Origin of the sequence: Bradyrhizobium sp. Ce-3, from assembly GCF_022835695.1 — a bacterium.
Lineage (GTDB): Bacteria > Pseudomonadota > Alphaproteobacteria > Rhizobiales > Xanthobacteraceae > Bradyrhizobium.
The window spans coordinates 379,589-406,087 of sequence record NZ_BQUV01000004.1; the positions used below are offsets into that span (position 1 = coordinate 379,589).

The 26,499-nt window shown below is 66.1% G+C and carries 26 protein-coding genes; 15 read left to right on the forward strand and 11 right to left on the reverse strand.

Annotated features, from left to right (window positions below; translation table 11 throughout):
• Positions 1-93: 93 nt before the first annotated feature.
• On the reverse strand, positions 94-513 hold the full coding sequence (locus BRSPCE3_RS16425) for a PaaI family thioesterase (RefSeq protein ID WP_244066941.1): 420 nt from the start codon (positions 511-513) through the stop codon (positions 94-96).
• A 131-nt stretch (positions 514-644) separates the two neighbouring features.
• Positions 645-1,736: an A/G-specific adenine glycosylase gene (mutY, locus tag BRSPCE3_RS16430; RefSeq protein ID WP_244066948.1), complete on the reverse strand. Its 1,092-nt coding sequence runs from the start codon at positions 1,734-1,736 to the stop codon at positions 645-647.
• A 159-nt stretch (positions 1,737-1,895) separates the two neighbouring features.
• Here mutY and BRSPCE3_RS16435 point away from each other — a divergent pair, with 159 nt between their 5' ends.
• The 8 genes from BRSPCE3_RS16435 to BRSPCE3_RS16470 all read left to right on the forward strand — a co-directional run bounded on the left by BRSPCE3_RS16435 (position 1,896) and on the right by BRSPCE3_RS16470 (position 11,906).
• Positions 1,896-2,375 (forward strand): DUF721 domain-containing protein, encoded by a 480-nt coding sequence (locus BRSPCE3_RS16435; protein WP_244066950.1) that lies wholly within the window; start codon positions 1,896-1,898, stop codon positions 2,373-2,375.
• A 121-nt stretch (positions 2,376-2,496) separates the two neighbouring features.
• Positions 2,497-3,153 (forward strand): DsbA family protein, encoded by a 657-nt coding sequence (locus BRSPCE3_RS16440; protein ID WP_244066951.1) that lies wholly within the window; start codon positions 2,497-2,499, stop codon positions 3,151-3,153.
• 344 nt (positions 3,154-3,497) lie between these two features.
• On the forward strand, positions 3,498-6,962 hold the full coding sequence (smc, locus tag BRSPCE3_RS16445; protein WP_244066955.1) for a chromosome segregation protein SMC: 3,465 nt from the start codon (positions 3,498-3,500) through the stop codon (positions 6,960-6,962).
• A 123-nt stretch (positions 6,963-7,085) separates the two neighbouring features.
• The gene (locus BRSPCE3_RS16450) at positions 7,086-8,051 is read left to right on the forward strand and encodes a small ribosomal subunit Rsm22 family protein (RefSeq protein ID WP_244066956.1); all 966 of its coding nucleotides are present in this window, start codon (positions 7,086-7,088) and stop codon (positions 8,049-8,051) included.
• Between the two features lie 249 nt (positions 8,052-8,300).
• Complete coding sequence (locus tag BRSPCE3_RS16455) at positions 8,301-8,861, forward strand: LemA family protein (protein ID WP_244066958.1); 561 nt, start codon at positions 8,301-8,303, stop codon at positions 8,859-8,861.
• Positions 8,862-8,895: 34 nt separating this feature from the next.
• The gene (locus BRSPCE3_RS16460; protein ID WP_244066960.1) at positions 8,896-10,140 is read left to right on the forward strand and encodes a M48 family metallopeptidase; all 1,245 of its coding nucleotides are present in this window, start codon (positions 8,896-8,898) and stop codon (positions 10,138-10,140) included.
• A gap of 224 nt (positions 10,141-10,364) precedes the next feature.
• A complete protein-coding gene (locus BRSPCE3_RS16465; RefSeq protein WP_244066962.1) occupies positions 10,365-11,108 on the forward strand; it encodes a hypothetical protein in 744 nt (247 codons plus the stop codon).
• A 129-nt stretch (positions 11,109-11,237) separates the two neighbouring features.
• The gene (locus BRSPCE3_RS16470; RefSeq protein WP_244066964.1) at positions 11,238-11,906 is read left to right on the forward strand and encodes a hypothetical protein; all 669 of its coding nucleotides are present in this window, start codon (positions 11,238-11,240) and stop codon (positions 11,904-11,906) included.
• A gap of 45 nt (positions 11,907-11,951) precedes the next feature.
• On the opposite strand, the gene BRSPCE3_RS16475 is transcribed toward BRSPCE3_RS16470, so the two are convergent.
• Complete coding sequence (locus tag BRSPCE3_RS16475; RefSeq protein WP_074131621.1) at positions 11,952-12,491, reverse strand: adenine phosphoribosyltransferase; 540 nt, start codon at positions 12,489-12,491, stop codon at positions 11,952-11,954.
• A gap of 14 nt (positions 12,492-12,505) precedes the next feature.
• Entirely contained in the window at positions 12,506-14,671 is a 2,166-nt protein-coding gene (locus BRSPCE3_RS16480; protein ID WP_244066965.1) for an anthranilate synthase component I, read from the reverse strand.
• Between the two features lie 332 nt (positions 14,672-15,003).
• Here BRSPCE3_RS16480 and BRSPCE3_RS16485 point away from each other — a divergent pair, with 332 nt between their 5' ends.
• On the forward strand, positions 15,004-16,002 hold the full coding sequence (locus BRSPCE3_RS16485) for a VOC family protein (RefSeq protein WP_244066967.1): 999 nt from the start codon (positions 15,004-15,006) through the stop codon (positions 16,000-16,002).
• Between the two features lie 96 nt (positions 16,003-16,098).
• On the opposite strand, the gene BRSPCE3_RS16490 is transcribed toward BRSPCE3_RS16485, so the two are convergent.
• The 3 genes from BRSPCE3_RS16490 to petA form a co-directional block, all read right to left on the reverse strand.
• Positions 16,099-16,773 carry a dienelactone hydrolase family protein gene (locus BRSPCE3_RS16490; RefSeq protein WP_244066969.1) on the reverse strand — a complete coding sequence of 225 codons (675 nt, stop codon included), beginning with the start codon at positions 16,771-16,773 and terminating at the stop codon, positions 16,099-16,101.
• A 203-nt stretch (positions 16,774-16,976) separates the two neighbouring features.
• On the reverse strand, positions 16,977-19,049 hold the full coding sequence (locus BRSPCE3_RS16495; RefSeq protein ID WP_244066971.1) for a cytochrome c1: 2,073 nt from the start codon (positions 19,047-19,049) through the stop codon (positions 16,977-16,979).
• Positions 19,050-19,121: 72 nt separating this feature from the next.
• Positions 19,122-19,652 (reverse strand): ubiquinol-cytochrome c reductase iron-sulfur subunit, encoded by a 531-nt coding sequence (petA, locus tag BRSPCE3_RS16500; protein WP_050403972.1) that lies wholly within the window; start codon positions 19,650-19,652, stop codon positions 19,122-19,124.
• Positions 19,653-19,930: 278 nt separating this feature from the next.
• Here petA and BRSPCE3_RS16505 point away from each other — a divergent pair, with 278 nt between their 5' ends.
• The 6 genes from BRSPCE3_RS16505 to BRSPCE3_RS16530 all read left to right on the forward strand — a co-directional run bounded on the left by BRSPCE3_RS16505 (position 19,931) and on the right by BRSPCE3_RS16530 (position 23,524).
• Positions 19,931-20,401, forward strand: coding sequence for a tRNA (cytidine(34)-2'-O)-methyltransferase (locus BRSPCE3_RS16505; protein ID WP_244066977.1), 471 nt, complete (start codon positions 19,931-19,933; stop codon positions 20,399-20,401).
• 10 nt (positions 20,402-20,411) lie between these two features.
• Positions 20,412-21,044: a 7-carboxy-7-deazaguanine synthase gene (queE, locus tag BRSPCE3_RS16510; protein ID WP_244066979.1), complete on the forward strand. Its 633-nt coding sequence runs from the start codon at positions 20,412-20,414 to the stop codon at positions 21,042-21,044.
• Between the two features lie 91 nt (positions 21,045-21,135).
• Positions 21,136-21,501, forward strand: coding sequence for a 6-carboxytetrahydropterin synthase (locus BRSPCE3_RS16515; RefSeq protein ID WP_163156988.1), 366 nt, complete (start codon positions 21,136-21,138; stop codon positions 21,499-21,501).
• A 2-nt stretch (positions 21,502-21,503) separates the two neighbouring features.
• Entirely contained in the window at positions 21,504-22,400 is an 897-nt protein-coding gene (hemF, locus tag BRSPCE3_RS16520; RefSeq protein ID WP_244066980.1) for an oxygen-dependent coproporphyrinogen oxidase, read from the forward strand.
• Positions 22,391-23,131, forward strand: a complete 741-nt coding sequence (locus tag BRSPCE3_RS16525) for an HAD family hydrolase (protein ID WP_244066982.1) — start codon at positions 22,391-22,393, stop codon at positions 23,129-23,131. Before hemF ends, BRSPCE3_RS16525 begins: the two co-directional genes overlap by 10 nt.
• Before the next feature lie 114 nt (positions 23,132-23,245).
• The gene (locus BRSPCE3_RS16530) at positions 23,246-23,524 is read left to right on the forward strand and encodes a DUF2158 domain-containing protein (protein ID WP_244066984.1); all 279 of its coding nucleotides are present in this window, start codon (positions 23,246-23,248) and stop codon (positions 23,522-23,524) included.
• 56 nt (positions 23,525-23,580) lie between these two features.
• Here the strand turns inward: BRSPCE3_RS16530 and BRSPCE3_RS16535 are convergent, their stop codons facing one another.
• From BRSPCE3_RS16535 to BRSPCE3_RS16550, 4 genes are read right to left on the reverse strand one after another with little or no spacing between them, the layout of a single operon-like run.
• Positions 23,581-24,345 (reverse strand): TSUP family transporter, encoded by a 765-nt coding sequence (locus BRSPCE3_RS16535; protein ID WP_244066986.1) that lies wholly within the window; start codon positions 24,343-24,345, stop codon positions 23,581-23,583.
• Positions 24,342-25,598, reverse strand: coding sequence for a CCA tRNA nucleotidyltransferase (locus BRSPCE3_RS16540; RefSeq protein ID WP_244066988.1), 1,257 nt, complete (start codon positions 25,596-25,598; stop codon positions 24,342-24,344). Before BRSPCE3_RS16540 ends, BRSPCE3_RS16535 begins: the two co-directional genes overlap by 4 nt.
• Positions 25,595-25,858, reverse strand: a complete 264-nt coding sequence (locus BRSPCE3_RS16545) for a DUF6111 family protein (RefSeq protein WP_244066990.1) — start codon at positions 25,856-25,858, stop codon at positions 25,595-25,597. The genes BRSPCE3_RS16540 and BRSPCE3_RS16545 overlap by 4 nt, the downstream gene beginning before the upstream one ends.
• The gene (locus tag BRSPCE3_RS16550) at positions 25,855-26,490 is read right to left on the reverse strand and encodes a CoA pyrophosphatase (protein ID WP_375709921.1); all 636 of its coding nucleotides are present in this window, start codon (positions 26,488-26,490) and stop codon (positions 25,855-25,857) included. Before BRSPCE3_RS16550 ends, BRSPCE3_RS16545 begins: the two co-directional genes overlap by 4 nt.
• Positions 26,491-26,499 lie beyond the last annotated feature (9 nt).

A 26,499-nucleotide genomic window follows, 5' to 3' on the forward strand; every position in this document is an offset into this window, starting at 1 on the left:
AAGCATGCACGGCCCGGCCGGTGGCCGTCGACCCTTCGAGACGGCCGCGTTGCGGCCTCCTCCGGGTGACGGGACAGGCTGCAGCGCGCGGCATCACCGCAGCGCGCGTGCCGCTTCCACCAGGCGGATGCTGCTGCTCGCTGTCGCGAGCAACGTGCCATCTTCGGCGATCAGTCTACCCTCGACAAAGGCGATGGTCTTGCCGAGCTGGGTCACGGTGGCCTCGCCGGTGATCGGCCCGGGCCGGGCCGGCGCGAGATAGTTCACAGTCATCGTGATGGTCGTGGTGAACAGCCTGCCCTCGGTCATCACGAACACCGCCGGCCCCATCGTGTCGTCGAGCATCGCCGACAGCATGCCGCCCTGAATGAAGCCGGCCGGATTGCAAAAATCCGGCTTGCCGTCGAAGGCCATCTTGATCCAGCCGTCCTGCGGACGTGCATCGACCAGGCGCCAGCCGAGCAGTTTGGCGACCGGCGGCATCGGGATGTGGTCGAGCGCAGTTGCGATCATGGTAGCCTCCGTTGTCCCGGAGGTCGTAGCCGAGCGCTGCTGCCAGCATGATGTCAGCAGGTCGGAGCATGATCCGGAAAAGTGGGAACCGGTTTTCCGAAGAGATCATGCTCAAAAATAACGAGCCGACGTCAGAGATCCAGCCCGTGCGCGATGACCTTGCGCATCACATTGGGAAACGCCTCGCCGTCGAGCGTCGCCAGCGGCACCCAGCGCATGCCGTCGGGCGCACGGGTCCGCGCCGGAACTGTCGCCGTGTAGACAACGAGCTCCAGCGGGAAATGCGTGAACACGTGGGTCACGACGCCGGTCTTGCGGTGCCAGCGCGTGACGCCCTTGAGTTCCGGCGCCTGCGCCAGCGCGGCGGCATCCGCCTGGTCCGCAAGCCATTCCGATCCCGGCACCTCGGTCATGCCGCCGAGCAGGCCTTTTGCCGGGCGCGAGCGCACCAGCAGCTCGCTGCCGCGCGTCACCACGAAGGCAGCGCCGCGGCGCAGCGTGCCGGTCTTCTTCGGTGCCTTGCGCGGGAACGTCTCCTGGTCGCCGCGGGCGCGGCCTGCGCAATCGTCATTCAGCGGACACAATGCGCAGGCGGGCTTCTTCGGCGTGCAGATGGTGGCGCCGAGGTCCATCAAGGCCTGAGCACTGTCCCCCGCGCGGGACGGCCCGAGCAATGTTGCCGCCATCTGCTTGACCAACGGCTTGGCCTGCGGCAGCGCCTCCTCGATGGCGTAGAGCCTGGTGACCACGCGCTCGATGTTGCCGTCGACCGGCATGGTGCGGCGGTCGAAGGCGATCGCGGCGATCGCCGCCGCGGTGTATGGCCCGATGCCCGGCAGCCCGCGCAGGCCCTCCTCGGTGTCCGGGAACACCCCGCCATGGTCGCCCAGCACCGCGACCGCGCAGGCATGCAGGTTGCGCGCCCGCGAATAATAGCCGAGCCCGGCCCACATCCTGAGCACGTCGTCGAGCGAAGCGCGGCCGAGCGCGGTGACGTCGGGCCAGCGCGACACGAATTTCTCGAAATAAGGTCCGACCGCCCTGACCGTGGTCTGTTGAAGCATGATCTCCGACAGCCACACGCGATACGGATCAGCCCGCTCCCCCGCCGCCGCGCGCCACGGCAGCGTCCGTCGATGCCGGTCGTACCAGGCCAGCAGCTGCGCCGGGCGGTCGGCCTGGTGATCGGTCGGTCTGGTTTTGGCGGCCGCGCGCGAGCTCATGGACCCATCTTAAGGCAAATCTCGCGACGTGATGCCCCGGCTTGCCCCGGACATCCACGTCTTTCTTGTCCTTCCTGTCCTTGCTTATCCTCGGGCGGACACGCGGCCGCAATGATGAACACGGTTTCGGCCGCGTCGCCTCCGCTCTATAACCCCCTGATGTCCAAACCCGGCCCGATCAGCGCAAAGCCCCTGTCGATCCTGCTCAGCGACGTCTTCAAGGACGCCTATGCCAAGCAGGGCTTTGCCGCGCGCGAACTGGTGACGCGCTGGACCGAGATCGCGGGCGAGCGGATCGCGGCCTATTGCGAGCCCATGAAGATCCAGTGGCCGCGGCCGGTGGAGGGCCAGCCGCAGGAGCCGGCGACCCTGGTGCTGCGGGTCGAAGGGCCGATGGCGCTGGAGATCCAGCACTCCTCCGACGTCATCCTGGAGCGGGTGAACCGCTTCTTCGGCTGGCACGCGGTCGGCCGCCTGACCATCCGCCAGGCCCCGCTCTCGCGCCGTGGCCGGGTGGCGCGGCCGCGCCCGCCCGACGCCAAGACCGTGGCCCGGGAGGCCGCAAACCTCGGCGCCGTCGAGGACGACGATCTGCGCGCGGCGCTGGCCCGGCTGGGTGCCTCGATCAAGCGAAATTGACGCTTTTCGCAGGCGCTGCCGCGAGACCCCGGCATTGCCACAATGGTCGTTTCAAGCTAGCGAAGGCTTCTTTTCGGGACCCCTTCATTGTGGCGTGAATGCGCCAATCCGGGAGCTGACCTTGATCATCACGCGCCGCGCCTTCACCACCGCCCTCTCGCTGACCGGGCTTGCCGCCCTCGCCGGCCTGTCGCCGCTGCGCCTGATCACGGAAGCCTTCGCGCAGACCGCCGCCGACGTCGCCAAGCCGCAGTCGCTGCCCGACATGGGGCTCGGCCCGCAGGACGCCAAGGTAACGATCGTCGAATACGCCTCGATGACCTGCCCGCACTGCGCCAATTTCAACGAGACCGTGTTCCCGAAGATCAAGTCGACCTACATCGACTCCGGCAAGGTCCGCTACGTGTTCCGCGAATTCCCGCTCGACATCAAGGCCGCCGCCGGCTCGATGCTGGCGCGCTGCATCGCCAAGGACGACGCGCCGAAGTATTTTGCCGTGATCGACCTCCTGTTCCGCCAGCAGAACGACTGGGTGGTCAAGAACACCACCGAGACGCTGACCCGGATCGGCAAGCAGGCCGGCCTCACCCAGCAGCAGGTCGAGGACTGCCTGAAGGATCAGAAGCTGCTCGACAAGATCGCCGCCGACCAGAAATACGCCAATGACGTGCTGAAGGTGAATTCGACGCCGACCTTCTTCGTCAACGGCGAGATGCTGAAGGGCGAGACCTCGTTCGAGGAGTTCAGCAAGCACATCGATCCGCTGCTGAAGAGCTGATCACGCCTTCGAGCCTGACGTCGTCGTGCTCCGCTTGCGAGTCGGGGCACGATAATTGTGGATGATTTGCGATCACGGCACGCGGCCGTCGCATTATTTCGTTGTTGAAAACCTGATTCGCCTGATGCGAATCTTCGAGGACATGCAGAGGCCACAAAACCCTGCAAATCCCCTGTAAATCCCTTGGGAAAAGCTTGGTCGAGCGGTTGCCCTGACGCGCCCGCATCGCCATTGTCGCCGCTCATGAGAGCTGCACGCAGCTATTCACCCCAGACACCGACATTGCCTTCCATGGTATTGTCACGGCAGGGAGATTCGCGCCCAGCCAAACGAGATTTGTGTACATGAAGCTCACGCGCCTCCGCCTGCACGGTTTCAAGTCGTTCGTTGAACCCACCGATTTCATGATCGAGCCGGGCCTGACCGGCGTCGTCGGACCGAACGGCTGCGGCAAATCCAATCTCGTCGAAGCGCTGCGCTGGGCGATGGGCGAGACCTCGCACAAATCGCTGCGCGCCGCCGACATGGATGCGGTGATCTTCGCGGGTTCCGGCAACCGCCCGGCGCGCAACCACGCCGAAGTCGTGATGACGATCGACAATTCCGATCGCTCGGCGCCGGCCGCGGTCAACGACAGCCAGCTGCTCGAAATCTCCCGCCGCATCGAGCGCGAGGCCGGCTCGGTCTATCGCATCAACGGCCGCGATGTCCGTGCAAGGGATGTGCAGATCCTGTTCGCCGACGCCGCCACCGGCGCGCGTTCGCCGGCCCTGGTCCACCAGGGCAAGATCGGCGAGATCATCCAGGCCAAGCCCGAGCAGCGCCGCCGCGTGCTGGAAGACGCCGCCGGCGTCGCCGGCCTGCATGCCCGCCGCCATGAGGCGGAACTGCGGCTGAAGGCGGCCGAAACCAACCTCACCCGCGTCGAGGACGTGATCGGCCAGCTCACCGGCCAGATGGAAGGCCTGAAGAAGCAGGCGCGCCAGGCGATCCGCTACCGCGAGGTCGCCGCCAAGGTGCGCAAGTCCGAAGCCATGCTGTTCCACCTGCGCTGGATCGGGGCCAATGCCGACGTCAACGACGCCGGACGGACCCATGATCTCGCGGTGCGCGAGATGGCCGAGCGCACCCAGCATCAGGCGGAAGCTGCGCGCATCCAGGCGATCCGCGCCACCGAACTGCCGGCGCTGCGCGACGCCGAGGCGCGCGCCGCCGCCGGCCTGCAGCGCCTGACCAATGCGCGCGAGATGCTCGATCGCGAGGAGCAGCGCGCCAAGGAGCGCGTCGGCGAGCTCGATCGCCGCCTCACCCAGTTCGCCCAGGACATCGCGCGCGAGCAGCAGCAGACCTCAGACGCCGACGTCGCGCTGCAGCGGCTCGACACTGAAGACGCCGAGCTCAAGGAAGAGATCAAGTCGCGGGTCGAGAAGCGCTCCGGCGTCGACGAGCGCGTCTCCGAGGCCGAGGAGATCCTGGCCGCCACCGAGCGTCAGTTCTCCGAGCTGACCACGCAGCTCGCCGACCTCACCGCCAAGCGCAACCAGCTAGAAGCCGGCGTGCGGACGCATCGCGACCGGCTGGCGCGGCTCGATCAGGAGATCGCCAACGTCCAGGCCGAGGAAACCAAGCTCGCGCAGGAGACCGGCAATCTCGGCGATATCGACGCGCTCGCCGCCGCCATGGAGATGGCGCAGCAGGCGCTCGCCGAATCCGAGGCGGCTGTACAGGAGGGCGAGGCGCACCACGCCGCCGCGCGGCAGACCCTGGAATCCTCCCGCAATCCGCTCGCCGAGGCCGAGAAGCGGGTGCAGCGGCTCGAGACCGAAGCCCGCACCATCTCCAAGCTCGTCACCAGCGAGACCAAGAATCTGTGGCCGCCGATCATCGACGGCATCACGGTCGCCAAGGGTTACGAAAAGGCGATCGGCGCCGTGCTCGGCGACGACCTCGACGCGCCGGTGGATTCCTCGGCGCCGATGCGCTGGACCAATGTCGGTGAAGCCGCTGATGATCCGTCGCTGCCTGACGGCGTCGAGCGGCTGGCCGATCACGTTCAGGCGCCGCCGGAACTGGCGCGCCGTCTGGCCCAGATCGGCGTGGTGGCCAAGGAACGCGGCGCTGAGCTGGTGTCGCAGCTGAAGACCGGCCAGCGGCTGGTGTCGCTCGAAGGCGACGTCTGGCGCTGGGACGGCTTCGTTGCCGACGCCCATGCCCCGACCGGCGCCGCCCGCCGCCTCGCCGAGCGCGCCCGTCTGGTCGACATCGAGCATGAGCTGGAACAGGCGCGGATCGATGCCGCCGCCAAGCGCCAGGCGCTCGAGACGGCTGAGGAAGAATTGCGCTCGGCATCCGCCGCCGAGGGCGCGTCGCGCGAAGCCGTGCGCGCCGCCCGTCGCGAGACCGATGCCGCGCGTGAGCGCCATGCCGCGACCGAACGCGAGATCAACCGCCACTCTGCGCGCAAATCGGCGTTGACCGAGGCGCACAGCCGCGTCGCCGCCGACCGCGCCGAAGCCGAAGCGGCGCATGAGAACGCAGTTGCCGCGCTGTCCGAACTGCCGCCGGGTGTCGAGACCGAGGCCCAGCTCGCCGCGGTTCGCGCCGAGATCGACAACCAGCGCCGTGCCGCAGCCCAGGTCCGCGCCGAAGCGCAGGCGCTCGCCCGCGAAGCCGAGCTCGCCGACCGCCGCGTACAGGCGATCGTTGCCGAACGCAACGAGTGGCAGAGCCGCAAGACCAGTGCCGCCTCGCAGGTCGGGACCATCGAAGAGCGTATCGCCGAGGTGTCGGCGGAGCGCGAGGAACTCGCCAATGCACCGGAAGTGTTCGCCGAGAAGCGCAGCGCGCTGATCACGGAAATCGAGCACGCCGAGGGCGATCGCCGGATCGCCGCCGATGCGCTGGCGACCGCCGAAGCCGCGATGGCCGAAACCGACCGCGTCGCCAAGGCCACGCTCGAAGCGCTCTCCTATTCCCGTGAAGCGACCGCGCGCGCCGAGGAGCGCATGGAGGGCACGCGCCGCCGCCTCGCCGACATCGAACGCGAAATCCACGACATGCTCGAGGTCGAGCCGCAGGCGGTCGTGGGCCTGGCCGAAATCGAGCCCGGCCAGGAGCTGCCGCCGGTCACGCAGGTCGAGGAAGAACTCGAGAAGCTGCGCCGCGACCGCGAGCGGCTCGGCGCCGTCAATTTGCGCGCCGAGGAAGAACTCAAGGAAGTCGAGACCCAGCACACCGCGCTGACCACCGAACGCGACGACCTGGTCGAGGCGATCAAGCGGCTGCGGCAGGGCATCCAGAGCCTCAACCGCGAGGCGCGCGAGCGCCTGCTGACCTCGTTCGAGACCGTCAACAACCACTTCAAGCGGCTGTTCACCGAGCTGTTCGGCGGCGGCGAAGCGGCATTGCATCTGATCGAGAGCGACGATCCGCTCGAAGCCGGCCTCGAGATCATCGCCAAGCCGCCCGGCAAGAAGCCGCAGACGCTGTCGCTGCTGTCAGGCGGTGAGCAGGCGCTGACGGCGCTGGCGCTGATCTTCGCGGTGTTCCTCACCAACCCGTCGCCGATCTGCGTGCTGGACGAAGTCGACGCACCGCTCGACGACCACAACGTCGAGCGGTTCTGCACCCTGCTGAACGAGATGACGTCGTCGACGGAAACCCGCTTCATCATCATCACGCACAATCCGATCACGATGGCGCGGATGAACCGGCTGTTCGGCGTCACCATGGCCGAACGCGGCGTGTCGCAGCTGGTGTCGGTCGACCTGCAGGGCGCGGTCGACATCCTCGACCAGAACGTGGCGTAAGGCTGGCGGACGCGCACCTGCTTCCGCGCCGTCATTGCGAGCGCAGCGAAGCAATCCATGTCTCGGCAAGCGGCGCGGTGGATTGCATCGCTTCGCTTGCAATGACATGCGATAGTGCGTCCCATGACCTCTCCCGATCTTCCCGCCGAACTGCGCGCGGCGCTCAACAGCCGCCTCGAAGGCCTGTCGCGCAGCGACGCCGCGGGCCGTGCGGCCGTGATCTCGCAGACCTATCGCGAGGGCGGCGGCTCCGCGACGATCAGGACCGAGACCGATGCGCTGGCCTACGCGCTGGCGCGGATGCCGGCGACCTATGCCGCCGTGGTGGCGAGCCTCAACGCGCTGACGGAGATCAGGCCGGACTTCGCGCCGGCGAGCCTGCTCGATGTCGGCGCCGGCCCCGGGACCGCGACCTGGGCAGCCGCAGAGACGTTCACCTCGCTCAAGGGTTTCACGCTGCTCGACGCCAACGGCGCGCTGCGGACGCTGGCCGAGGGGCTGTTTGACGGCAGCATTCGCCTGCACGACACCAACTATCAACTCGGCCAGGCCCGTGCCTTGCTCGACAAGGCCGAGCCCGCCGAACTCGTCGTCGCCAGCTACATGATCGGCGAACTGGGCGACGCCGAGCGCACGGCGCTGGCCGATGCACTGTGGTCGAAGACCACCGACACGCTGCTGGTCGTCGAGCCCGGCACGCCGGCGGGCTACGCGCGGATCATCGCACTGCGCGCACGCCTGATCGCCGTCGGCGCGCATGTCACAGCGCCCTGCCCGCATGACGGCGGCTGCCCGCTGGTGGCGCCCGACTGGTGCCATTTCTCGCAGCGCCTGCAACGCTCGCGGGCGCACAAGCAGGTCAAGGGCGCCGACGCTCCGTTCGAGGACGAGCGTTTCGCCTATGTGGCGTTGAGCCGCGCGCGCGTTGAGAGCAGGCCATCGCGCGTGCTGGCGCAGCCGGATGTCGGCAAGGTCGAGATCACGGCGAAGCTGTGCACGCCCGAGGGCGTATCGGTGGCGAGGATCCCGCGTCGCACCAAGGCCGAATACGCCAGCGCCCGGCGCTGGCGCTGGGGCGACGCGGTCTAGACGTCTACTTCCGTCGTCCCGGCGCAGGCCGGGACCATACGCCGCGGCCCGCGGAAGGGGCACAAGCGGCGTCGGCTTTGCTCATCATCAAGATTGGTGGATTGGGTCCCGGCCTTCGCCGGGACGACGCCATTGAACTAATTGGACACCATCACCGACCAACGATTGCCCACCTCTTCGCGGCGGGCTGCCCTGCGCCCGATCTTGGGCTACGGTGCCGCCGTATCGTCCATCAGGAGCTGCCCCGTCATGTCGACCAGCTGGATCGTTATCGGCGTCATCGTTCTTGTCGTGCTGTTTGCATTTGGCGCCTACAACCGCCTCGTCGCGCTCGGCCAGCGGGTCAGCCAGGCCTTTGCCGACATCGACGTGCAGCTCAAGCAGCGCCACGATTTGATCCCGAATCTGGTCGAGACCGTCAAGGGCTACGCCGCGCATGAGCGCGGCACGCTCGACGACGTCATCAAGGCGCGCAATTCGGCGATCTCGGCGCAGGGACCGGCGCAGGTGTCGGCGGCAGAGAACCAGCTCTCCGGCGCGCTCGGCCGGCTGATCGCGCTGTCGGAGGCCTATCCCGACCTCAAGGCCAACGCCAATTTCCAGCAGCTCGCCTCCGAGCTGTCCGATCTCGAGAACAAGATCGCCGCCAGCCGCCGCTTCTTCAACAACGCGGTCCAGGAATACAACACCGGCATCCAGCAGATGCCGGCCGCGCTGTTCGCCGGCATGTTCGGTTTCACCCGCAAGGATTTCTTCGACCTCGGCGCCAGCCGCACGGAGGTCGAGGCGGCACCGAGCGTGAAGTTCTGAGGCGCAACGCGCGCCGGCGAGAGGCTGCTCCGTCATGGCCGCCTATGGTCTCTACACGCATATCGCATCGAACAAGTTTCGTTCGATGCTGCTGCTCGCCGGCCTGTTCCTGCTGATCTACGTGCTGGTCTATGCCGGCGCGCTGGTCGCGGAGGTGATGATCGATAGCGGCCGTTCGGTCGACTATTACCTGGCCCGCGCCTCGCGCGACCTGGTCTCCGCGCTGCCCTGGGCGACGATCGCCGCCGCGGCCTGGATCGTGATCGCCTATTTCTTCCATCAGAAGATGATCGACGCCGTCACCGGCGGCGAGAGCGTGACGCGGCAGCAGCAGCCGCGGCTTTACAATCTGCTGGAAAATCTCTGCATCTCGCGCGGCATCCCGATGCCGAAGCTGAAGGTGATGGACAGCCCGGCACTGAACGCGTTCGCGACCGGATTGAACCGCAGCCAGTACGCCATCACGGTGACCACGGGTCTGTTGAACGCGCTTGACGACCAGGAGATCGAGGCCGTGCTCGGCCACGAGCTCACCCATATCAAGAACGGCGACGTGCAGCTGATGGTGATCGCCGTGATCATCGCCGGCGTGGTCGGCTTCTTCGGCGAGCTGTTCTTCCGCCTGTTCACGAATCTGTCGTGGAACTCGAGCGGCGGTGGCTGGTCGTCGTCCTCTTCGCGATCGTCGTCATCCTCCTCGGATCGCGACAGCAAGGGCTCGGGCGGCGGCGCGATCGTCGTGATCATCATCGCGGTCGCGCTGATCATGCTGGCGTGGCTGTTGTCGCAGGTGGTCAAGCTCGCACTGTCGCGCTCGCGCGAATTCCTCGCCGATGCCGGATCGGTCGAGCTCACCAAGAACCCCGACGCGATGATCTCGGCGCTGCGCAAGATCGAGAACCGCGGCGAGCTGCCGGACGCCACCTCGGCGGTGATGGAACTCTGCGTCGACAATCCGCGCGAGGGCTTTGCCGATTTGTTCGCCACCCACCCCTCGGTGAAGTCCCGGGTCGATGCGCTGGTGAAATATGCCGGCGGCCACGACCCCGGACCGCTGGCGCTGCCGGATGAGACATCGGACGCGACGGGACCGCAGGACCAGCCGTGCGCGACAGGCGACCAGCCCCCGCCGGTGACCCACGGCCCGTGGGGCGACACGCCGCCTGCACAGCCGAACAATCCACCGCCGCTGCCGGGCGCCGGCCCCGCACAAGGACCATTGGGACCGCTGGGTCCGCTCCAGGGACCTCTTCAGGGGCCTTGGGGCCGCCACCGCTGATCGCGCCAGCGCTTTGATCGGGTATGATCTTGTCGGAAAACCGCTTCGCACCTTTCCGGATCATGCCCCTAGGCTACTCAGTCCATTAAGGAAATCCCCACCAAACCCAGTGTGGGCACCTTAAGGAATTGAATTCTCCCTCGTTTCTGCCATGTTCGCGCCCAAAGCAGTGTGGGGACTTGCCGATCGCCATCGCGGTCGGGAGCGCGCTTTAAGGGACTTCCATGGCAAAGCCGGTTGTGATCGTGGTGGGCGCTGACAAGGGCGGGGTCGGCAAGACCACCGTCTCGCGGACGCTCCTGGACTATTTCAGTGCCAACAATGTGCAGACCCGGGCGTTCGACACCGAGTCACCGCGCGGCACGCTGAAGCGCTTCCATCCCGAGATCACCGAGATCGTCGACATGACGACGACCGCGGACCAGATGAAGATCTTCGATACGCTGAACTCGGGGCCCGCGGTCACCGTGATCGACGTCCGCGCCGGCCTGCTGTCGCCCGCGCTGGCCTCGCTGCGCGATATCGGTTTCCTCGACGCGGCGCGCTCCGGCCAGATCACGTTCGCCGTGTTCCATATCCTGGGCCCGTCGATCGCCTCGCTGGACGAGATCGCGGAGACCTCCAGCTTCATGAGCGGCGCGAAGTATTTCCTGGTGAAGAACTTCATCAACGACACCCAATTCTTCCAGTGGGACCAGGCGACCTACAACTCCTATTTCAACAAGATCAAGGATGCGACCGACCTCACGATCCCCAAGCTCAACGAAATGGCCTATGAGCAGGTCGAGGTCTCCTCGGTTCCGTTCCTGAAGTTCGTCGCCAACAAGGGCGTCCACGACGACGCCGCGAACTACTCCTTCGTGCTGCGCGGCTATGTCCGGCACTGGCTCGCCAATGTCTGGAGCGAGTACGACCGGATCAAGCTGACCGACCTGGTCGGCGCCAAGTCGGCGAAGGGCGAGAAATAGTCGCGCGCGTGCAGCGCAGGAGCAGCACCCGGGGCAGCGAAAAAATCGCACCGGGGGCAGCGAAAAAAGTCGCGCCCGGGGCGGCGATGGGGCTGGATTAGGCGAAAATTTGGCCTGATATAGCGGACGATGTCGTCCACGCCCGTTTACATCATCTGCTCGCCCCGCCCGCAGGTCGGCAAGACGCTGATCGCGCGGCTGCTCGGCGAATTCCTGCTGCTCAAGAACGGCGATGTGGCCTGCTACGACATCAACCTGAAGGAGCCATCGCTGCTCGACTATCTGCCGCGGATCACGGAAACCGCCGATGTGATCGACACCTACGGCAAGATGCAGCTGATGGACCGCGTCATCGTCAATGACGGCACCGCCAAGGTGATCGACCTCGGCTACCACGCCTTCGACGAATTCTTCAAAATGGTCGACCAGATCGGGCTGATGAAGGAGGCGCTGCGCCGCCGCGTCGCGCCGGTGATCCTGTATGTGGCGGATACCGACCGCGCCTCGGTGCACGGCTACCAGACGCTGGCCGGCATGATCCCGCCGAACGCGCTCGTCGTGATCGACAATGAATTCGTGGTGCGCGGCGAGCTGCCGCCGGTCATGACCGCCAGCCGGGTGCTGCGCTTCCGCGCGCTGCCGGTGTTCCTGAAGACCTATATCGACCGGCTGACCTTCTCCTTCACCGGCTATCTGCGCCAGGAGAAGGATTCATCGACCGAGCTGCATCAATGGATCCGGCGCAATTACACCACGTTCCGGGATCTCGAACTGAGCATGCTGTTGCAGCGGGGTTAGCCGTCGTCCCGGCTTTCGCCGGGATGACGTGTGGAGAGAGCGGCGCTAGTGCCCCTCGAACGCCATCAGCGTCCGCACCGGCACGTCCATCGCGCGCAGCTTGGCGGCGCCGCCGAGATCGGGCAGGTCGATGATGAAGCAGGCGGCGACCACATTGGCGCCGATCTGGCGCAGCAGCTTCACCGCGCCCTCCGCGGTGCCGCCGGTCGCGATCAGATCGTCGACCAGGATCACGCGCTCGCCGGGCTGCACGGCGTCGGCATGCATCTCCATCTCGTCGATGCCGTATTCCAGCGAATAGGCGATCCGCACCGTGGTGTGCGGCAGCTTGCCCTTCTTGCGGATCGGCACGAAGCCGGCGGAGAGCTGATGCGCCACCGCGCCGCCGAGGATGAAGCCGCGGGCCTCGATGCCCGCGACCTTGTCGACCTTCGCCCCCGCCCAGGGATGCACCAGCTCATCGACCGCGCGGCGGAAGGCGCGGGCATCCGCGAGCAACGTCGTTATGTCGCGAAACAGGATGCCCTTCTTCGGATAGTCCGGGATGGTGCGAACGGTCGCCTTGATGTCGTGGTCGAAGGTCATTGGTCTCGCAATCCTCAATTGGCCGGCGGATTAAGCCGGAATGCATTCTCGACAATGCGCAGGCCCACCTCATTGCCGAGCGACATCAGCGATTCCGGATGGAATTGCACGCCGCCGACCGGCAGGGTCTTGTGCTCGATCACCATCGCGACGCCGTCTTCGGTGGTCGCGGTCACCGCCAGCACCTCGGGCACGCTGTCGCGCTCGACATAGAGCGAGTGGTAGCGGCCGATCACGATCTCATTGGGCAGGTTGTGCATCAACCGGCCGCCGCGGACCTGGACACGCGACGGACGGCCATGCGCAGGCTGGCCGAGCTGACCGAGCTGGCCGCCGAAATATTCGCCGATCGCCTGTACGCCGAGGCAGACGCCGAAGATCGGCAGCTTGTTCTCGAGCGCGGTGTCGATGGTCTTGGCGATGCCGAAATCCTCCGGGCGACCCGGCCCGGGCGACAGCACCAACAGGTCCCAGCCCTTCTTCTTCAGCATGTCCTGGGCATGGATGTGCCGGACCACGGTGACATTGGCGCCGACCTGGCGGAAGTAGTCCGCCAGCATGTGCACGAAGCTGTCGTCATGATCGATCAACAGCACGTTCTTGCCCGAGCCGGTGGCGTCGGGCGCGAAATCCGACAGCGGCTTCGGCGGATCGCCGCGCAGCGCCTGGAACAGCGCCGCCGCCTTGACCTGGCACTCGCGATCCTCGGCGGCGGGATCGGAATCGAACAGGCAGGTCGCGCCGACGCGCACCTCGGCGAGGCCGTCCTTCATGCGGATGGTGCGGATGGTGAGCCCGGTGTTGATGCTGCCGTCGAAATTGACGCAGCCGATCGCGCCGGCGTACCAGCGCCGCGGCGACCGCTCGTGATCCTCGACGAACTGCATCGCCCACAATTTCGGCGCGCCGGTCACGGTCACCGCCCAGGCATGGGTCAGGAACGCATCGAGCGAATCGAAGCCCGGCCGCAGCATGCCCTCGACGTGGTCGACGGTGTGGAACAGCTTCGAGTAGGTCTCGATCTGGCGCCGCGCCAGCACCTTGATGGTGCCGGGCACGCAGACCCGCGCCTTGTCGTTGCGGTCGACGTCGGTGCACATGTTGAGCTCGAACTCGTCCTTCTCCGAGTTCAGCAGCTTGCGGATCTGCTCGGCATCGCCGATCGAATCCGAACCGCGCGCGATGGTGCCCGAGATCGGGCAGGTCTCGACCCGGCGGCCGTCGGAGCGCACGAACATCTCGGGCGACGCCGAGACCAGGAATTCGCCATCGCCTAGATTCATCAGCGCGCCATAGGGCGACGGATTGATGCGGCAGAGCCGCTGGAACACTTCCGCCGGCGAGCGCTCGCAGGGCTCGGCGAACAGCTGCCCGGGCACCGCCTCGAACAGGTCGCCGCGGGCGAACGCCGCGCGCGCGACTTCGACCGTCGCCTGGTACTCGCCGGGCGCGTGATCGGCGAAACCCTGCCGCCCGGTCTTGGCGTAGAGGCTCGGCGCGGTCTCGTGCGACTGCCCGGCGGTGGATTTGCCCTTCCACGAGAACTCATAGGTCAGCGACACGCCGCGGCCGGTGGCGCGGTCATAGGCCAGCAGCCGGTCCGGCACGTAGAGCACGATGTCGCGCTGGTCGGCCTCGCGGGCGCGCTTCCGCACGATGTCCTCGATCTGGAACACGAGGTCGTAGGCGAAGGCGCCGAACAGGCCGAGCAGCGGATCGGCATTGGATGACAACGCCGCCACCATGTCGCGCACCAGCGACATCACGCTGGCGCGGCGGGTGCGCTGGTCTTCCTCGACCGGCGCGGCGCCGCGGATGATATGACCGACGAGCTTCGTCGCGCTCCGCTCCGAGATCACGACGCAGGGCTCGCGCAGGACGTCGCCGAGGAAGGCGATCAGCACCTCGCCGCGCGGGTTCAGCGCCTGCAACGAGAAGTCGGTGCCGGAGGTCTCCAGCACCAGCGGCGGATCGGCGAAGCCGAGGTCAAAGCTCTCGTAGCGGCCCGGCACCGTCGTGCCCGAGGACAGCACCACGCCGCGGCGGCGGTCCAGCAGCGCGATCAGATCGTCGAGACGGTTGGCGCCGCCGGTGAACTGCTCGACCACGCGCGCGACCGCGAGGCCGCCATTGGTCAGGTATTCGCTCTTGGCCGGCAGGGAGAAGACTGTCCTGTTCATGTGATCCTCTTACGAGACTTGCCGAGAGAGCGCCACACAGGACAAACGAAGGAGACCGTCGCACTGCGATGGCGACCTTCGACGTTTTTGGTAGAATGAAAACGCACCGGCCACCTATGAGAAGGTGGGCCACCAACGACGGGATGGACTGGCAACGGTGTTCATTGCCGTTACTCACCACCCGGCGCGGGCCGTGTCAAGGGATGGCCCGGCACCCCTGCCCCAATCCTGGACGGCATCTTGGGGCTTTGAGCGGACGGGAATCCGCGTAGGATTTGCCGAAATGGCGGCCGGTCGGCCGCCCAAAAAACAGACAGATGGTGGAGACGCAGATGGCGATTTTAGGTCTCGGATATGCCGGCTTCGGCTCCGACGCGCTCGACGACTGGCGGCAATTCGGCACCGGCCTGGTCGGGCTGCAGGCGATCGAACGCGGCAACTCGCTGCTCGCCTTCCGAATGGACGACCGCAAGCAACGCATCGTGATCGACCGCGCGCAGGGCGAAGGCACGCGGTTCTTCGGCTGGGAGGTGGCGGACGCTGGAGCGCTCGACGCGCTGGCAGCACGGCTGGAGCGCGCCGGCGTCCTCGTCACCGCCGAACCGCAGGCGCTCGCAGATAGCCGGCGGGTGGGCGGCCTGATCTCGTTCCGGGATCCCGCCGGCAACCGGCTCGAGGCGTTTCACGGCGCCGAGATCGACGACACGCCGTTCCGGCCGGGACGCTCGATCTCCGGCTTCCGCACCGGGCCGCTCGGCCTCGGCCACGCGGTGCTGACGGTCGAACATCTCGTCCCCGTCATGAGCTTCTATGTCGACGTGCTCGGCTTCGGCCTCAGCGACTACATCGAGAAGCCGTTCCGCGCCTATTTCTTCCACGTCAATGCGCGCCACCACTCGCTGGCGCTGATCGAGACCGGGACGAACGGCATGCACCATCTGATGGTGGAGCTGTTCTCGCTCGACGATGTCGGCCAGGCCTACGACATCGCGCAGCAGGAAGACCGGGTCAACGTCACGCTCGGCCGTCACACCAATGATTTGATGACGTCGTTCTACGCCAGGTCGCCGTCGGCCTTCATGGTCGAGTGCGGCTGGGGCGGCCGCGAGATCGATCCTGCGAACTGGACGCCGTTCGAGATGCATGACGGCCCGAGCCTGTGGGGCCATGAGCGCGTCTGGCTGTCAGAGAAGGATCGCGCGGTCGCGCGCGAAATGCGGATGCGCGCCGCCACTGAAGGCAAGCGCGCGCCGGTGCAGGTGATGGAAGGCAATTTCAAGCTGATGTCAGGAACGTGCCCGTGGTGGGACGGGGTGCGCGACAAGAACTGATCAGCCGTAGCCCGGATGGAGCGCAGCGAAACCCGGGATCGCCCTCTCCGCTGCGAGACTTCCCCGGATTACGCTTCGCTCCATCCGGGCTACAAATCAGCCCAGATGCTTCTTGAAGAACTCCGTCGCCCGATCCCACGCGAGCTCGGCACAGTGCCGGTCGTGCACCGACAGGCGCTGCTCGTTGCCGAAGCCATGATCGGCGTCATAGCGGAACAGCTCCAGCGACTTGCCCGCGGCCTTCATCGCCTTCTCGAAACCATCGACCAGCGCCGGCGTGCACCAGTCGTCCTTGGTGGCGAAATGGCCCTGCAGCGGAATCCGAACGTCCGCAGGCTTCGCCGCCTGCTCCGGCGGAATGCCGTAGAACACGACACCGGCGGTCAGCTCCGGGATCTTGGTGGCGCCGATGATGGTCACCGCGCCGCCGAGGCAGAAGCCGGTCAGGCCGACCTTGGCACCGTTCTTGGCGAGATATTGCGCGGCGCCCCGCACCGTCTGCGTGGTGGCGTCCATGAAGTCGAGCGAGTTCATCTCTTTGCCGGCCGCATCGGTGTCGTGATACGGCACCACCTTGCCCTTGTAGAGATCGGGCGCCAGCGCATCGAAACCGGCCCGTGCGAAGCGGTCGCACATGCCCTTGATCTGGTCCTGCAGGCCCCACCATTCCTGGATCACGACCACACCCGGTGCGTTGCCGCGCGCGGCATTGGCGAGATAGCCCGAGGCTTCCTTGCCGTCCGGACGCTTGAAGTTGATGCTGGTACCCATGAGTTCCTCCGCAATGTTTGCCGGCTGATTGGCCGGCATCTTGTCCGCACTCGGAGACGGACGCAATCGCCCCGCAGCACGCTCGCGCACTCGTCATAATCCAGGCTGCGAAGACGCGTTTGTCGCGAACGAGGCTTTGGACGACACGAAAGCAAAAAAGCCCCCGAAGGGGCTTTTTCAAAGTCTTGCAACCATGCCTGAGGTCAGTGGGCGTCCGCCCAGACCTTGCGCTTGGTGAAGTACATCAGGATGGCGAAGATCACCAGGAAGAAGAACACCTGCATGCCGATCCGCTTGCGCTCCTCCATGTGCGGCTCGGCGGCCCACATCAGGAACGTGGTGACGTCATGGGCGTACTGCTTGACCGTCGCCGGCGAGCCGTCGTCGAAGGTCACCTGACCGTCGGACAGCGGCTTCGGCATCTTGATGGCGTGGCCGGGGAAGTACTTGTTGTAGTACGAGCCTTCCGGAATCGTGACGCCGGCCGGAACCTTGTCCTCGAAGCCCTGCAGGATGGCGTCGACGTAGTCGGGTCCCTGCTCCTGGTACTGGCTGAAGAAGTCGATCACGAATTGCGGGAAGCCGCGCTTGTAGGAGCGCGCCTTGGTGATCAGCGAGAGATCCGGCGGTGCCGCGCCGCCATTGGCCACGCGCGCGGCCTGCTCGTTCGGGAACGGCGACGGGAAGTAGTCCGCCGGGCGGCCCGGACGCTCGAACATCTCGCCCTGGTCGTTCGGGCCGTCCTTGATCTTGTACTCGGACGCGAACGCGGCAGCCTGCGCCTCGGAATAGCCGGGACCGCCGGCATCGGCGAGGTTGCGGAATGCGACATAGGACAGGCCGTGGCAGGCCGAGCAGACTTCCTTGTAGACCTTCAGGCCACGCTGCAGCGAGCCACGGTCATACTTGCCGAAAGGACCGGAGAACGACCAGCTCTGGGCCGGCGGCGCACTGCCACCCTCCTCGGCCTTGGCGTTCTGGGTGCCGCCCACCAGCAGGCTGCCGGCCACCACCATCGCGAGCATCACGGAGGCCGCGGTCGCGGCCCTGCCCTTGCTCTTCGCCAGCACGTCGTCGGCGATCGAGTTCGGCACCGGGCGCGGCGTCTCGATGCGCGCGAGCAGCGGCAGCACGATCAGGAAGTAGGCGAAGTAGCATACCGTCAGGATACGGCCGGCGATCACATAGATGCCTTCCGGCGGCTGCGAGCCGAGATAGCCGAGCAGGATGCAGACCACCACGAAGATCCAGAAGAACTGCTTGGCCAGCGGACGATACTTCGACGACCGGGTCCGTGCGCTGTCGAGCCAGGGCAGGAAGCACAGGATGATGATCGCGGAGAACATCGCCACGACGCCGGCGAGCTTGTTCGGGATCGAGCGAAGGATCGCGTAGAACGGCAGATAGTACCATTCAGGCACGATGTGCGCCGGGGTCACGCCGGGGTTCGCCGGGATGTAGTTGTCGGCGTCGCCGAGATAGTTCGGCATGTAGAAGATGAACCAGGCGAAGAAGATCAGGAAGCACGACACACCGAACGCGTCCTTGATGGTCGCATAGGGCGTGAACGGAACGGTGTCCTTCTCGGTCTTGGCTTCGACGCCGGCCGGGTTGTTCTGACCGGCGACGTGCAGCGCCCAGATGTGCAGCACGACCACGCCGGCGATCACGAACGGCAGCAGGTAGTGCAGCGAGAAGAAGCGGTTCAGCGTCGGGTTGCCGACCGAATAGCCGCCCCACAGCAGGGTCACGATGCTCTCGCCGAAATACGGCACGGCGGAGAACAGATTGGTGATGACGGTGGCGCCCCAGAAGCTCATCTGGCCCCACGGCAGCACGTAGCCCATGAAGCCGGTCGCCATCATCAGCAGGTAGATGATGACGCCGAGGATCCACAGCACCTCGCGCGGCTCCTTGTACGACCCGTAATAGAGGCCGCGGAACATGTGGATGTAGACGGCGAAGAAGAACATCGACGCGCCGCAGGCGTGCATGTTGCGCAGCAGCCAGCCGTAATTGACGTCGCGGACGATCAGCTCGACCGACTTGAAGGCGAGGTCGGCGTGCGGCGTGTAGTGCATCGCCAGGATCACGCCGGTCAGGATCTGCAGCGCCAGCATCATCGAAAGGATGGCGCCGAAGGTCCACCAGTAGTTCAGGTTGCGCGGCGTCGGATAGGCCACGAACGAGGAGTGGATCAGGCCGAAGATCGGAAGGCGCCGTTCGATCCACTTCAAGGCGGGGTTGCTCGGTTGGAAATCAGATGGTCCGCTCATTGATGCGATCCTGAAGAAGAAAAACGACGCGATGGGTCCAAGTGGAAGCCGAAATCCCGGAGGGCCCGGGACTTAGCCGATCTGGATTTTGGTGTCGGTAAGGAAGGCGTAGGGCGGCACCGCCAGGTTGGCGGGCGCCGGCCCCTGGCGGATACGACCGGAGGAGTCGTACTGGGAGCCGTGGCAGGGGCAGAAGAAGCCGTCGTAATTGCCCTCATGGGCGATCGGGATACAGCCGAGATGGGTGCAGATGCCGATCACGACCAGCCACTGGTCGTGGCCGGCCTTGACGCGGGCCGAGTCGGGCTGCGGATCGGGCAGGCTCGAGAGCGCCACGCTCTGGGCCTCCTGGATCTGCTTCTTGGTCCGATGGCTGATGTAGATCGGCTTGCCGCGCCAGAAGACCTTGATGTCCTGGCCCTCGGCGATCGGCGCCAGGTCGACCTGGATCGGCGCGCCGGCCGCGATCGTCGCGGCATCCGGGTTCATCTGGGCAACCAGCGGCCAAACGGTGGCGGCTGCGCCGACAACGGCGGCAGCTCCGGTTGCAACAAAGAGAAAATCACGGCGTGTCGGATGGTCCGCCGAAGACGCTGTCGTCACGATTCCTAGCCCTTTCTTTTCTGCAGCCGGTGGAACCGCCCCGGAGACGCAGGGATGCGCCCCAAGAAAGGCTGCCGGCGCCCGCGGCCCCCGCGGCGGCAGAAAACCGCTATTCCCCACCCCAAAATGCGGAACAGCAGTCCAGAATCGTTCTATTGGCACCCTTGCCGGACGAGCGCAAGCCCGCTATCGGCTCGCACACGTGCAATGCACGAAATCCGCGCCGAGCGATGTTTTATTGAGACAATTTCATCCGGATTTCACAGGTCGTCCGCACCATGCAGATCGCGCTGTTCCAGCCCGACATCCCCCAGAATACAGGGACGATTCTGCGCCTCTGCGCCTGCCTGGGTGTGGCAGCCCATATCATCGAACCGGCGGGATTCGACACCTCGGACCGCAATTTCCGCAGGGCAGGTATGGACTATCTCGACCATGTGCGGTTGAAGCGTCACGACTCATGGTCGAAATTCGAGGAATGGCGGGCCGAGGCAGGATGCCGGCTGGTGCTGTTCACGACCAAGGCGGCGAAATCCTATCTTGATTTCGCGTATATGGCCTCCGATGTGCTGCTGTTCGGGCGCGAAACGGCAGGGGTGACCGACGCCGTGGTGGCGGCTGCCGATGCGCAGCTGGTGATTCCGATCAGGCCGACCATGCGCTCGCTCAATGTGGCGGTCACGGCGGCCATGGCCGTCGGCGAAGCGCTGCGGCAGACGGGTTCGGGAATTGCCGGTCCGGTAACTTAAGGGATTTTTGGTGAGCTACGCGGTCAAGGAGATATTTCTGACGCTGCAGGGCGAAGGCGCCCATGCGGGCCGGGCCTCCGTGTTCTGCCGGTTTGCCGGCTGCAACCTCTGGAGCGGCCGCGAACAGGACCGCGCCGGCGCCGTCTGCCGGTTCTGCGACACCGATTTCGTCGGCACCGACGGCACGCTGGGCGGCCGCTATGCCGACGCGGCCGAGCTCGCCGGCATCATCGCCGCGCAATGGACTGGGGGCGCGGGCGACCGCTACGTGGTGCTGACCGGCGGCGAGCCCCTTCTGCAGGTCGATACGGCCCTGATCGAGGCCCTGCACGGCCATGGCTTCGCGATCGCGATCGAGACCAACGGCACCATCGCCCCGCCCGATGGGCTCGACTGGATCTGCGTCAGCCCGAAGGCCGCATCCGAGCTCGTGGTGCGCAAGGGGCACGAGCTCAAGCTGGTCTATCCGCAGCCGGAGAACGCCCCGGAGGATTTTGCCGGGCTCGCCTTCGAGCGGTTCTCGCTGCAGCCGATGGACGGCCCCGACGTGATCGCGAATACCGAGCTTGCGATCGCCTATTGCCTGAAGCACCCGCAATGGCGCCTCAGCGTGCAGACGCACAAGACGCTCGGCATTAGATGATGGACTGGAGCGTTTTCCAGCGAAGTGGATACCGGTTCGCGTCAAGAAAACGCGACCAAACTAAACTGACAGAACTGGATTGTTGAACGAGATGTGGGAATTGACGAAAGCGTTTCGGTTCGAGGCTGCGCATGCGCTGTCCGGAACGACCTTTGGCACCGCCAGCGAGGAGATTCACGGTCACTCGTTTCGAGCCGAGGTGACGGTTCGCGGCACGCCCGATCCGAAAACCGGGATGGTGATCGATCTCGGCCTGCTCGAACGCGCGATGGCCGAGGTGCAGAAGACGCTCGACCACAAGTTCCTCAACAGGATCGAGGCGATCGGGGTTCCGACGCTGGAGAATCTCTCGCGCTTCATCTGGGAGCGGTTGCAACACGCCGGCAAGCTGACCCGCGTCAGCGTCCATCGCGACAGCTGCAACGAAAGCTGCACCTATTTCGGCCCGCAAGGTTAGTCATGCTGCCAACAGACCCCGCCATCATCGAGGACCGCAAGGCGCGTGCGCGCGGCTGGTTCGAGGCACTGCGCAACGATATCTGCGCCGCCTTCGAGAAGCTCGAGGACGATGCCCCCGCCGCGCTCTACCCCGGCGCTGCCGGCCGGTTCGTGCGCACCCCCTGGGATCGCACCGACCACACCGGCAAGCCGGGCGGCGGCGGTGTGATGTCGATCATGAAGGGCCGCCTGTTCGAGAAGGTCGGCGTGCACTGCTCGACCGTGCATGGCGAGTTCGCCCCCGAATTCCGCGCGCAGATTCCCGGTGCCGCCGACGACCCACGGTTCTGGGCGTCGGGCATTTCGCTGATCGCGCATCTGCGCAATCCGAACGTGCCCGCCGTGCACATGAACACCCGCTTCGTCGTCACCACCAAGGCCTGGTTCGGCGGCGGCGCCGACTTGACGCCGGTGCTGAACCGGCGGCGCACCCAGGACGACCCCGACACGATAGCCTTCCATGCCGCGATGAAAGACGCGTGCAGCGGGCCGAACGGCGTCGCCGACTACGACAAGTACAAGAAGTGGTGTGACGACTATTTCTATCTGCCGCACCGCAAGGAAGCCCGCGGCATCGGCGGCATCTTCTATGACTGGCACGACAGCGGCGACTGGGAGGCCGATCTCGCCTTCACCCAGGACGTCGGGCGCGGCTTCCTGAAAGTCTATCCCGATCTGGTGCGGCGCAATTTCGAAGCTGCCTGGAGCGCGGAGGATCGCGACGAGCAGCTGGTCCGGCGCGGGCGCTATGTCGAGTTCAACCTGCTCTATGATCGCGGCACCATCTTCGGCCTGAAGACCGGCGGCAATGTCGATTCGATCCTGTCGTCGCTGCCGCCGGAGGTGAAATGGCCGTAATGAAGCTGCCGCGCGCGATGCTGATCGACATGGATGACACCATCCTGTCGGCCTATGGACGCCCCGAGATCGCCTGGAACACGATCACCGCCGAATTCGCCGCGGAGCTGGCTCCCCTGCCCCCGGACGTGGTCGCAACCGCGTTGCTGGCCTACGCACGGCAGTTCTGGTCGACCGCCGAGCCGATCTGGCGGATCAAGCTCGGCGAGGCGCGGCGGCTCACCGTGAAGGGCGGCTTCGCGGCACTCGCGGCGGCCGGCCATCGCGCGCTGCCCGACGACCTCGCGGACCGCATCGCCGACCGCTTCACCGCCTATCGCGAGGAAGAGATGTTCGTCTTCCCCGGCGCGCATGAAGCGATCGATGCGTTCAAGACGCTCGGCATCAAGCTCGCGCTGGTCACCAACGGCGCCGCCGACATGCAGCGCGCCAAGGTCGAGCGCTTCGCGCTCGGGCATCGCTTCGATCACATCCAGATCGAGGGCGAGCACGGCTTCGGCAAGCCGGAGGAGCGCGCCTATCTGCACGCGATGCAGGCACTCGGCGTCACCGCGTCGGACACCTGGATGATCGGCGACAATCTCGAATGGGAAGTCGTGGCGCCGCAGCGGCTTGGCATCTATGCGATCTGGATGGACGTGCACGGTGTCGGGCTGCCACCGGGGTCGACCATCAAGCCCGACCGCATCATCCGCTCGCTGAGCGAGCTGGTTCCTGCGGCGCGCAAATAAGCCGCAACGGCTGTTTTCCACGTCAATTCCAGCGAGGCTGGCGCCGGCCGTGATTTGACTGTCATCACCGGTCGCTAGCTTGCCGTCCGCGTCATCCAGCGCGGAGGGAAAATCATGGAACTGAAACCAGGCGATGTCGTCATGCTGAAGTCCGGCGGCCATCCGATCACGGTGGTGGAAGTCGAAGAAGACAAGGTCGAGTGCCTGTGGATGGGAACGGACGGCGACCTGTTTCGCGAAACCCTGCCGCTTGTCGCGCTCGAGTCGACCGAAATCGATCCGGAAGACGATGAAGAGGAAGACGACGAGGACGAAGACGACGACGAGGAAGAAGAGGACGACGAAGACGAGGACGACGACGGCGACCGCAAGAAGAAGCGCAAGGCGGCGTGAGATCTGTTGGTGCGATGCTGCCCGGCAGGTGCCGGCGGCATCGCTTCCGCTTCCCGTCAAAATGCGCGCAGCACGTTCGCGATCATCACCGCCCCGCCGGTGATCACGGCGGCATCGAGGATCGCGGTGTGGATATGCACCGGCATCCGCTCGACAAAGGCCTTGGCGAGGAACGCGCCGGGAATCGCGACCAGGCCGATCAGAAGCGCAAGCGCCATCACCTGCGCGGTGATGACGCCGGCCAACCCGAACACCGAAATCTTGACCGCGGCGCTTGTGAGCGAAATCACCGCGTCGGTTGCGACCACCGCCGCGCCTTCGAGCCCCGCCGCCATCAACAACGACAGCAGGATGACTCCCGAGCCCGCGGTGCCGCCGACCACGACGCCATAGCCGACGGCGCCTGCCGCAAGGCCGCGCTCGCCGATCCTGACGCTGTGTTTGCGCAACAGCCGTCTGAGCGGCACGCTCAGGATCAGCATGGTGCCGATCACCAGCGAGGCGCCGGCGCCGGTCAGCCGCGTATAGCCATAGGCACCGAGTGCGGTAGAGAGCAGCGCCGCCGCGATCACGATGATCGCCTTGCGGCGGTCGGCAAATCTGACGAAGGCAACGAAGCGGCTGGTGTTGGTGAAGATCGACGAGATCGCAATGATCGGCACCACCGGCTCGGCGCCGACCATCGGCACCAGCACCAGCGGCATCAAGGCGCCGGTGCCGTAACCTGCGAGGCCTCCGATCACCGAAGCAAACAGCGCAACCGCTGCGACGAGCAGGATTTGCAGGAGTGAGATGTCTGCGAAGCCGGTGAGGAAATTCAAAGCCGATGGTCGCGGGTGAAACGGGAAACGGTCTGGTCGGCGATGCCAGACAACACCTGCGGATCCAGCGGGAAATCCGCGGCTAGCCAAGCATCCTCGGCCAAGGTCAGGACATGCCCCAATGCCGGTCCCTCGGCAATCCCGCGCGCGATGAAATCCGACGCCCTCAACGGAAAGTGAGGGGCGCGCCAGCGCTGCGGCAGCGTGGCGAGCGCACGCCACTGCTCGACATCGCGGCCCGCGCCGGTTCGCGCCCAGGCGAGCAGCAGCCGGTCGCGATAGGGCTCCTCGTCGAGCCGGTAGAGCCGGCGCTTGGCATGCGCCTCGTCCATGCCGGGCAGACGCCACCAGCGATGGCCCATCGAATCGAGCGCCTTGGCCTCGGCGTTGGACAGCCTCAGCCGGCTTGCGATGCGCCGCGCGTCCTCGGTCACGGCGACCGTCAGCGCGGCGAGCCGCCGCATCGCGCTCGGCGCGAGCCCCATCAGCTGCTCGATCTCAATCATCGCCGCGAACGGCCCGGTATAGGCGACGCCGCCGAACAGCGGCAGCAGCAATCCGCCATCGCCCATCGCGACCGCCGCGCCGGCGGCGCCACGCGCGATCACGAGCTTGAGCATCTCCATGCGGATGCGCTCCGCCGAAAGACCGGCAAGTCCGGCACGCCCGCTGATGCAGGCGAGATAGCCGGCACGATCAACCTCACCTGCACCATAGGCGGCGTGGAAACGGAAGAAGCGCAGGATGCGCAGGTAATCCTCGGCAATCCGCTGCGCGGGATCGCCGATGAAGCGCACCCGCCTCGCCTCGATGTCGGCGAGGCCGCCGACGTGATCGTGCACGACGCCCGAGGCGTCGACCGACAGGCCGTTGATGGTGAAGTCGCGCCGCTCGGCGTCGCGCACCCAGTCGCGCCCGAACGCCACCTTGGCCTTGCGGCCATAGGTCTCGGTGTCCTCGCGCAGCGTCGTCACCTCGAAGGGCTGGCCGTCGACCACCAGGGTCACCGTGCCGTGCTCGATGCCGGTCGGCACGCTCTTGATGACCGCCCGCTTGGCACGGCGGATCACCTCCTCCGGCGGTGCCGTGGTGGCGATGTCGATGTCGGCGATCGGAATCCGCATCAAGGCGTTGCGCACGGCGCCGCCGATCACCCGCGCCTCCTCGCCGTCGGCATTGAGCAGGCCGAGCACGCGCGCCGCCGGCCCCGAAGCGAGCCATGGCGCGTCGGACAACAGGCGCACCTCGCTCATCTCTCAGCTCCCGGCACCAGCCTGCCGTTCTCGATATGGGCGGGGACGTAGGTCGAGTTCGGCGGCGCGCCGGTCAATTCGGCCAGCAGCACGAAACTCACGATGACCATCACCAGCGCCGCCAGCGTCAGCTTCGCCAGCATGTGGAGCGGCCATGACGCCGGCAGCGTCACGCCGGACCGCGTCGCGATGAGGAAGATGGCATAGACCGCGAAAGGGACCAGAAAGATTCCGATCTCGGTCAACACCGTGCGGATCATGACAGATAGATCCGCTCATACAGCACACGCAGGATGCCCGCGGTCGCGCCCCAGATGTAGCGCTCGGCGAACGGCATCGCATAATAGGACCGGTCCATGCCGCGAAATTCCTTGGTGTGGATCTGATGATTCTCCGGATTCATCAGGAAGGCGAGCGGCACCTCGAACGCATCGACCACCTCGGCCTCGTTGATCTCAAGGGTGAATCCCGGCTTCACCTTGGCGACCGTCGGCAGGATGCGAAAGCCGAACGCAGTGCCATAGAGGTCGAGATAGCCGACCGGGTCGATGAATTCCCGCTTCAGGCCGACTTCTTCGCAGGCCTCGCGCAGCGCGGCATCGAGCGGCGAGGCGTCGATGGCGTCGATCTTGCCGCCGGGAAACGAGATCTGGCCGGCATGGCTCGACAGATGGGGCGAACGCTGCGTCAGCAGCACGGTCGGCTCGGGATGATCGACCACCGGGATCAGCACCGCGGCCGGCCGCACCGGCTGCTCCTGGGCGACGATCTCGAGCATGCGGTCGTTGCCGGAATCTCCTGTGCGCGGAATGATATGCGGATCGACCAGGCCCGGCGGCACTTCGAAATTGAGCCGCGTGCGGGCCCGCGCGAAGAATTCCGTCGAGCTGATCGTCGCCGG

Excerpts from the sequence above, each read along its gene's own strand:
- BRSPCE3_RS16425 (WP_244066941.1), bottom strand. The coding sequence starts at position 513 with ATGATCGCAACTGCGCTCGACCACATCCCGATGCCGCCGGTCGCCAAA.
- mutY (WP_244066948.1), bottom strand. The coding sequence starts at position 1,736 with ATGAGCTCGCGCGCGGCCGCCAAAACCAGACCGACCGATCACCAGGCC.
- BRSPCE3_RS16435 (WP_244066950.1), top strand. The coding sequence starts at position 1,896 with ATGTCCAAACCCGGCCCGATCAGCGCAAAGCCCCTGTCGATCCTGCTC.
- smc (WP_244066955.1), top strand. The coding sequence starts at position 3,498 with ATGAAGCTCACGCGCCTCCGCCTGCACGGTTTCAAGTCGTTCGTTGAA.
- BRSPCE3_RS16450 (WP_244066956.1), top strand. The coding sequence starts at position 7,086 with ATGACCTCTCCCGATCTTCCCGCCGAACTGCGCGCGGCGCTCAACAGC.
- BRSPCE3_RS16455 (WP_244066958.1), top strand. The coding sequence starts at position 8,301 with ATGTCGACCAGCTGGATCGTTATCGGCGTCATCGTTCTTGTCGTGCTG.
- BRSPCE3_RS16460 (WP_244066960.1), top strand. The coding sequence starts at position 8,896 with ATGGCCGCCTATGGTCTCTACACGCATATCGCATCGAACAAGTTTCGT.
- BRSPCE3_RS16465 (WP_244066962.1), top strand. The coding sequence starts at position 10,365 with ATGGCAAAGCCGGTTGTGATCGTGGTGGGCGCTGACAAGGGCGGGGTC.
- BRSPCE3_RS16470 (WP_244066964.1), top strand. The coding sequence starts at position 11,238 with ATGTCGTCCACGCCCGTTTACATCATCTGCTCGCCCCGCCCGCAGGTC.
- BRSPCE3_RS16475 (WP_074131621.1), bottom strand. The coding sequence starts at position 12,491 with ATGACCTTCGACCACGACATCAAGGCGACCGTTCGCACCATCCCGGAC.
- BRSPCE3_RS16480 (WP_244066965.1), bottom strand. The coding sequence starts at position 14,671 with ATGAACAGGACAGTCTTCTCCCTGCCGGCCAAGAGCGAATACCTGACC.
- BRSPCE3_RS16485 (WP_244066967.1), top strand. The coding sequence starts at position 15,004 with ATGGCGATTTTAGGTCTCGGATATGCCGGCTTCGGCTCCGACGCGCTC.
- BRSPCE3_RS16490 (WP_244066969.1), bottom strand. The coding sequence starts at position 16,773 with ATGGGTACCAGCATCAACTTCAAGCGTCCGGACGGCAAGGAAGCCTCG.
- BRSPCE3_RS16495 (WP_244066971.1), bottom strand. The coding sequence starts at position 19,049 with ATGAGCGGACCATCTGATTTCCAACCGAGCAACCCCGCCTTGAAGTGG.
- BRSPCE3_RS16505 (WP_244066977.1), top strand. The coding sequence starts at position 19,931 with ATGCAGATCGCGCTGTTCCAGCCCGACATCCCCCAGAATACAGGGACG.
- BRSPCE3_RS16515 (WP_163156988.1), top strand. The coding sequence starts at position 21,136 with ATGTGGGAATTGACGAAAGCGTTTCGGTTCGAGGCTGCGCATGCGCTG.
- hemF (WP_244066980.1), top strand. The coding sequence starts at position 21,504 with ATGCTGCCAACAGACCCCGCCATCATCGAGGACCGCAAGGCGCGTGCG.
- BRSPCE3_RS16525 (WP_244066982.1), top strand. The coding sequence starts at position 22,391 with ATGGCCGTAATGAAGCTGCCGCGCGCGATGCTGATCGACATGGATGAC.
- BRSPCE3_RS16530 (WP_244066984.1), top strand. The coding sequence starts at position 23,246 with ATGGAACTGAAACCAGGCGATGTCGTCATGCTGAAGTCCGGCGGCCAT.
- BRSPCE3_RS16540 (WP_244066988.1), bottom strand. The coding sequence starts at position 25,598 with ATGAGCGAGGTGCGCCTGTTGTCCGACGCGCCATGGCTCGCTTCGGGG.
- BRSPCE3_RS16545 (WP_244066990.1), bottom strand. The coding sequence starts at position 25,858 with ATGATCCGCACGGTGTTGACCGAGATCGGAATCTTTCTGGTCCCTTTC.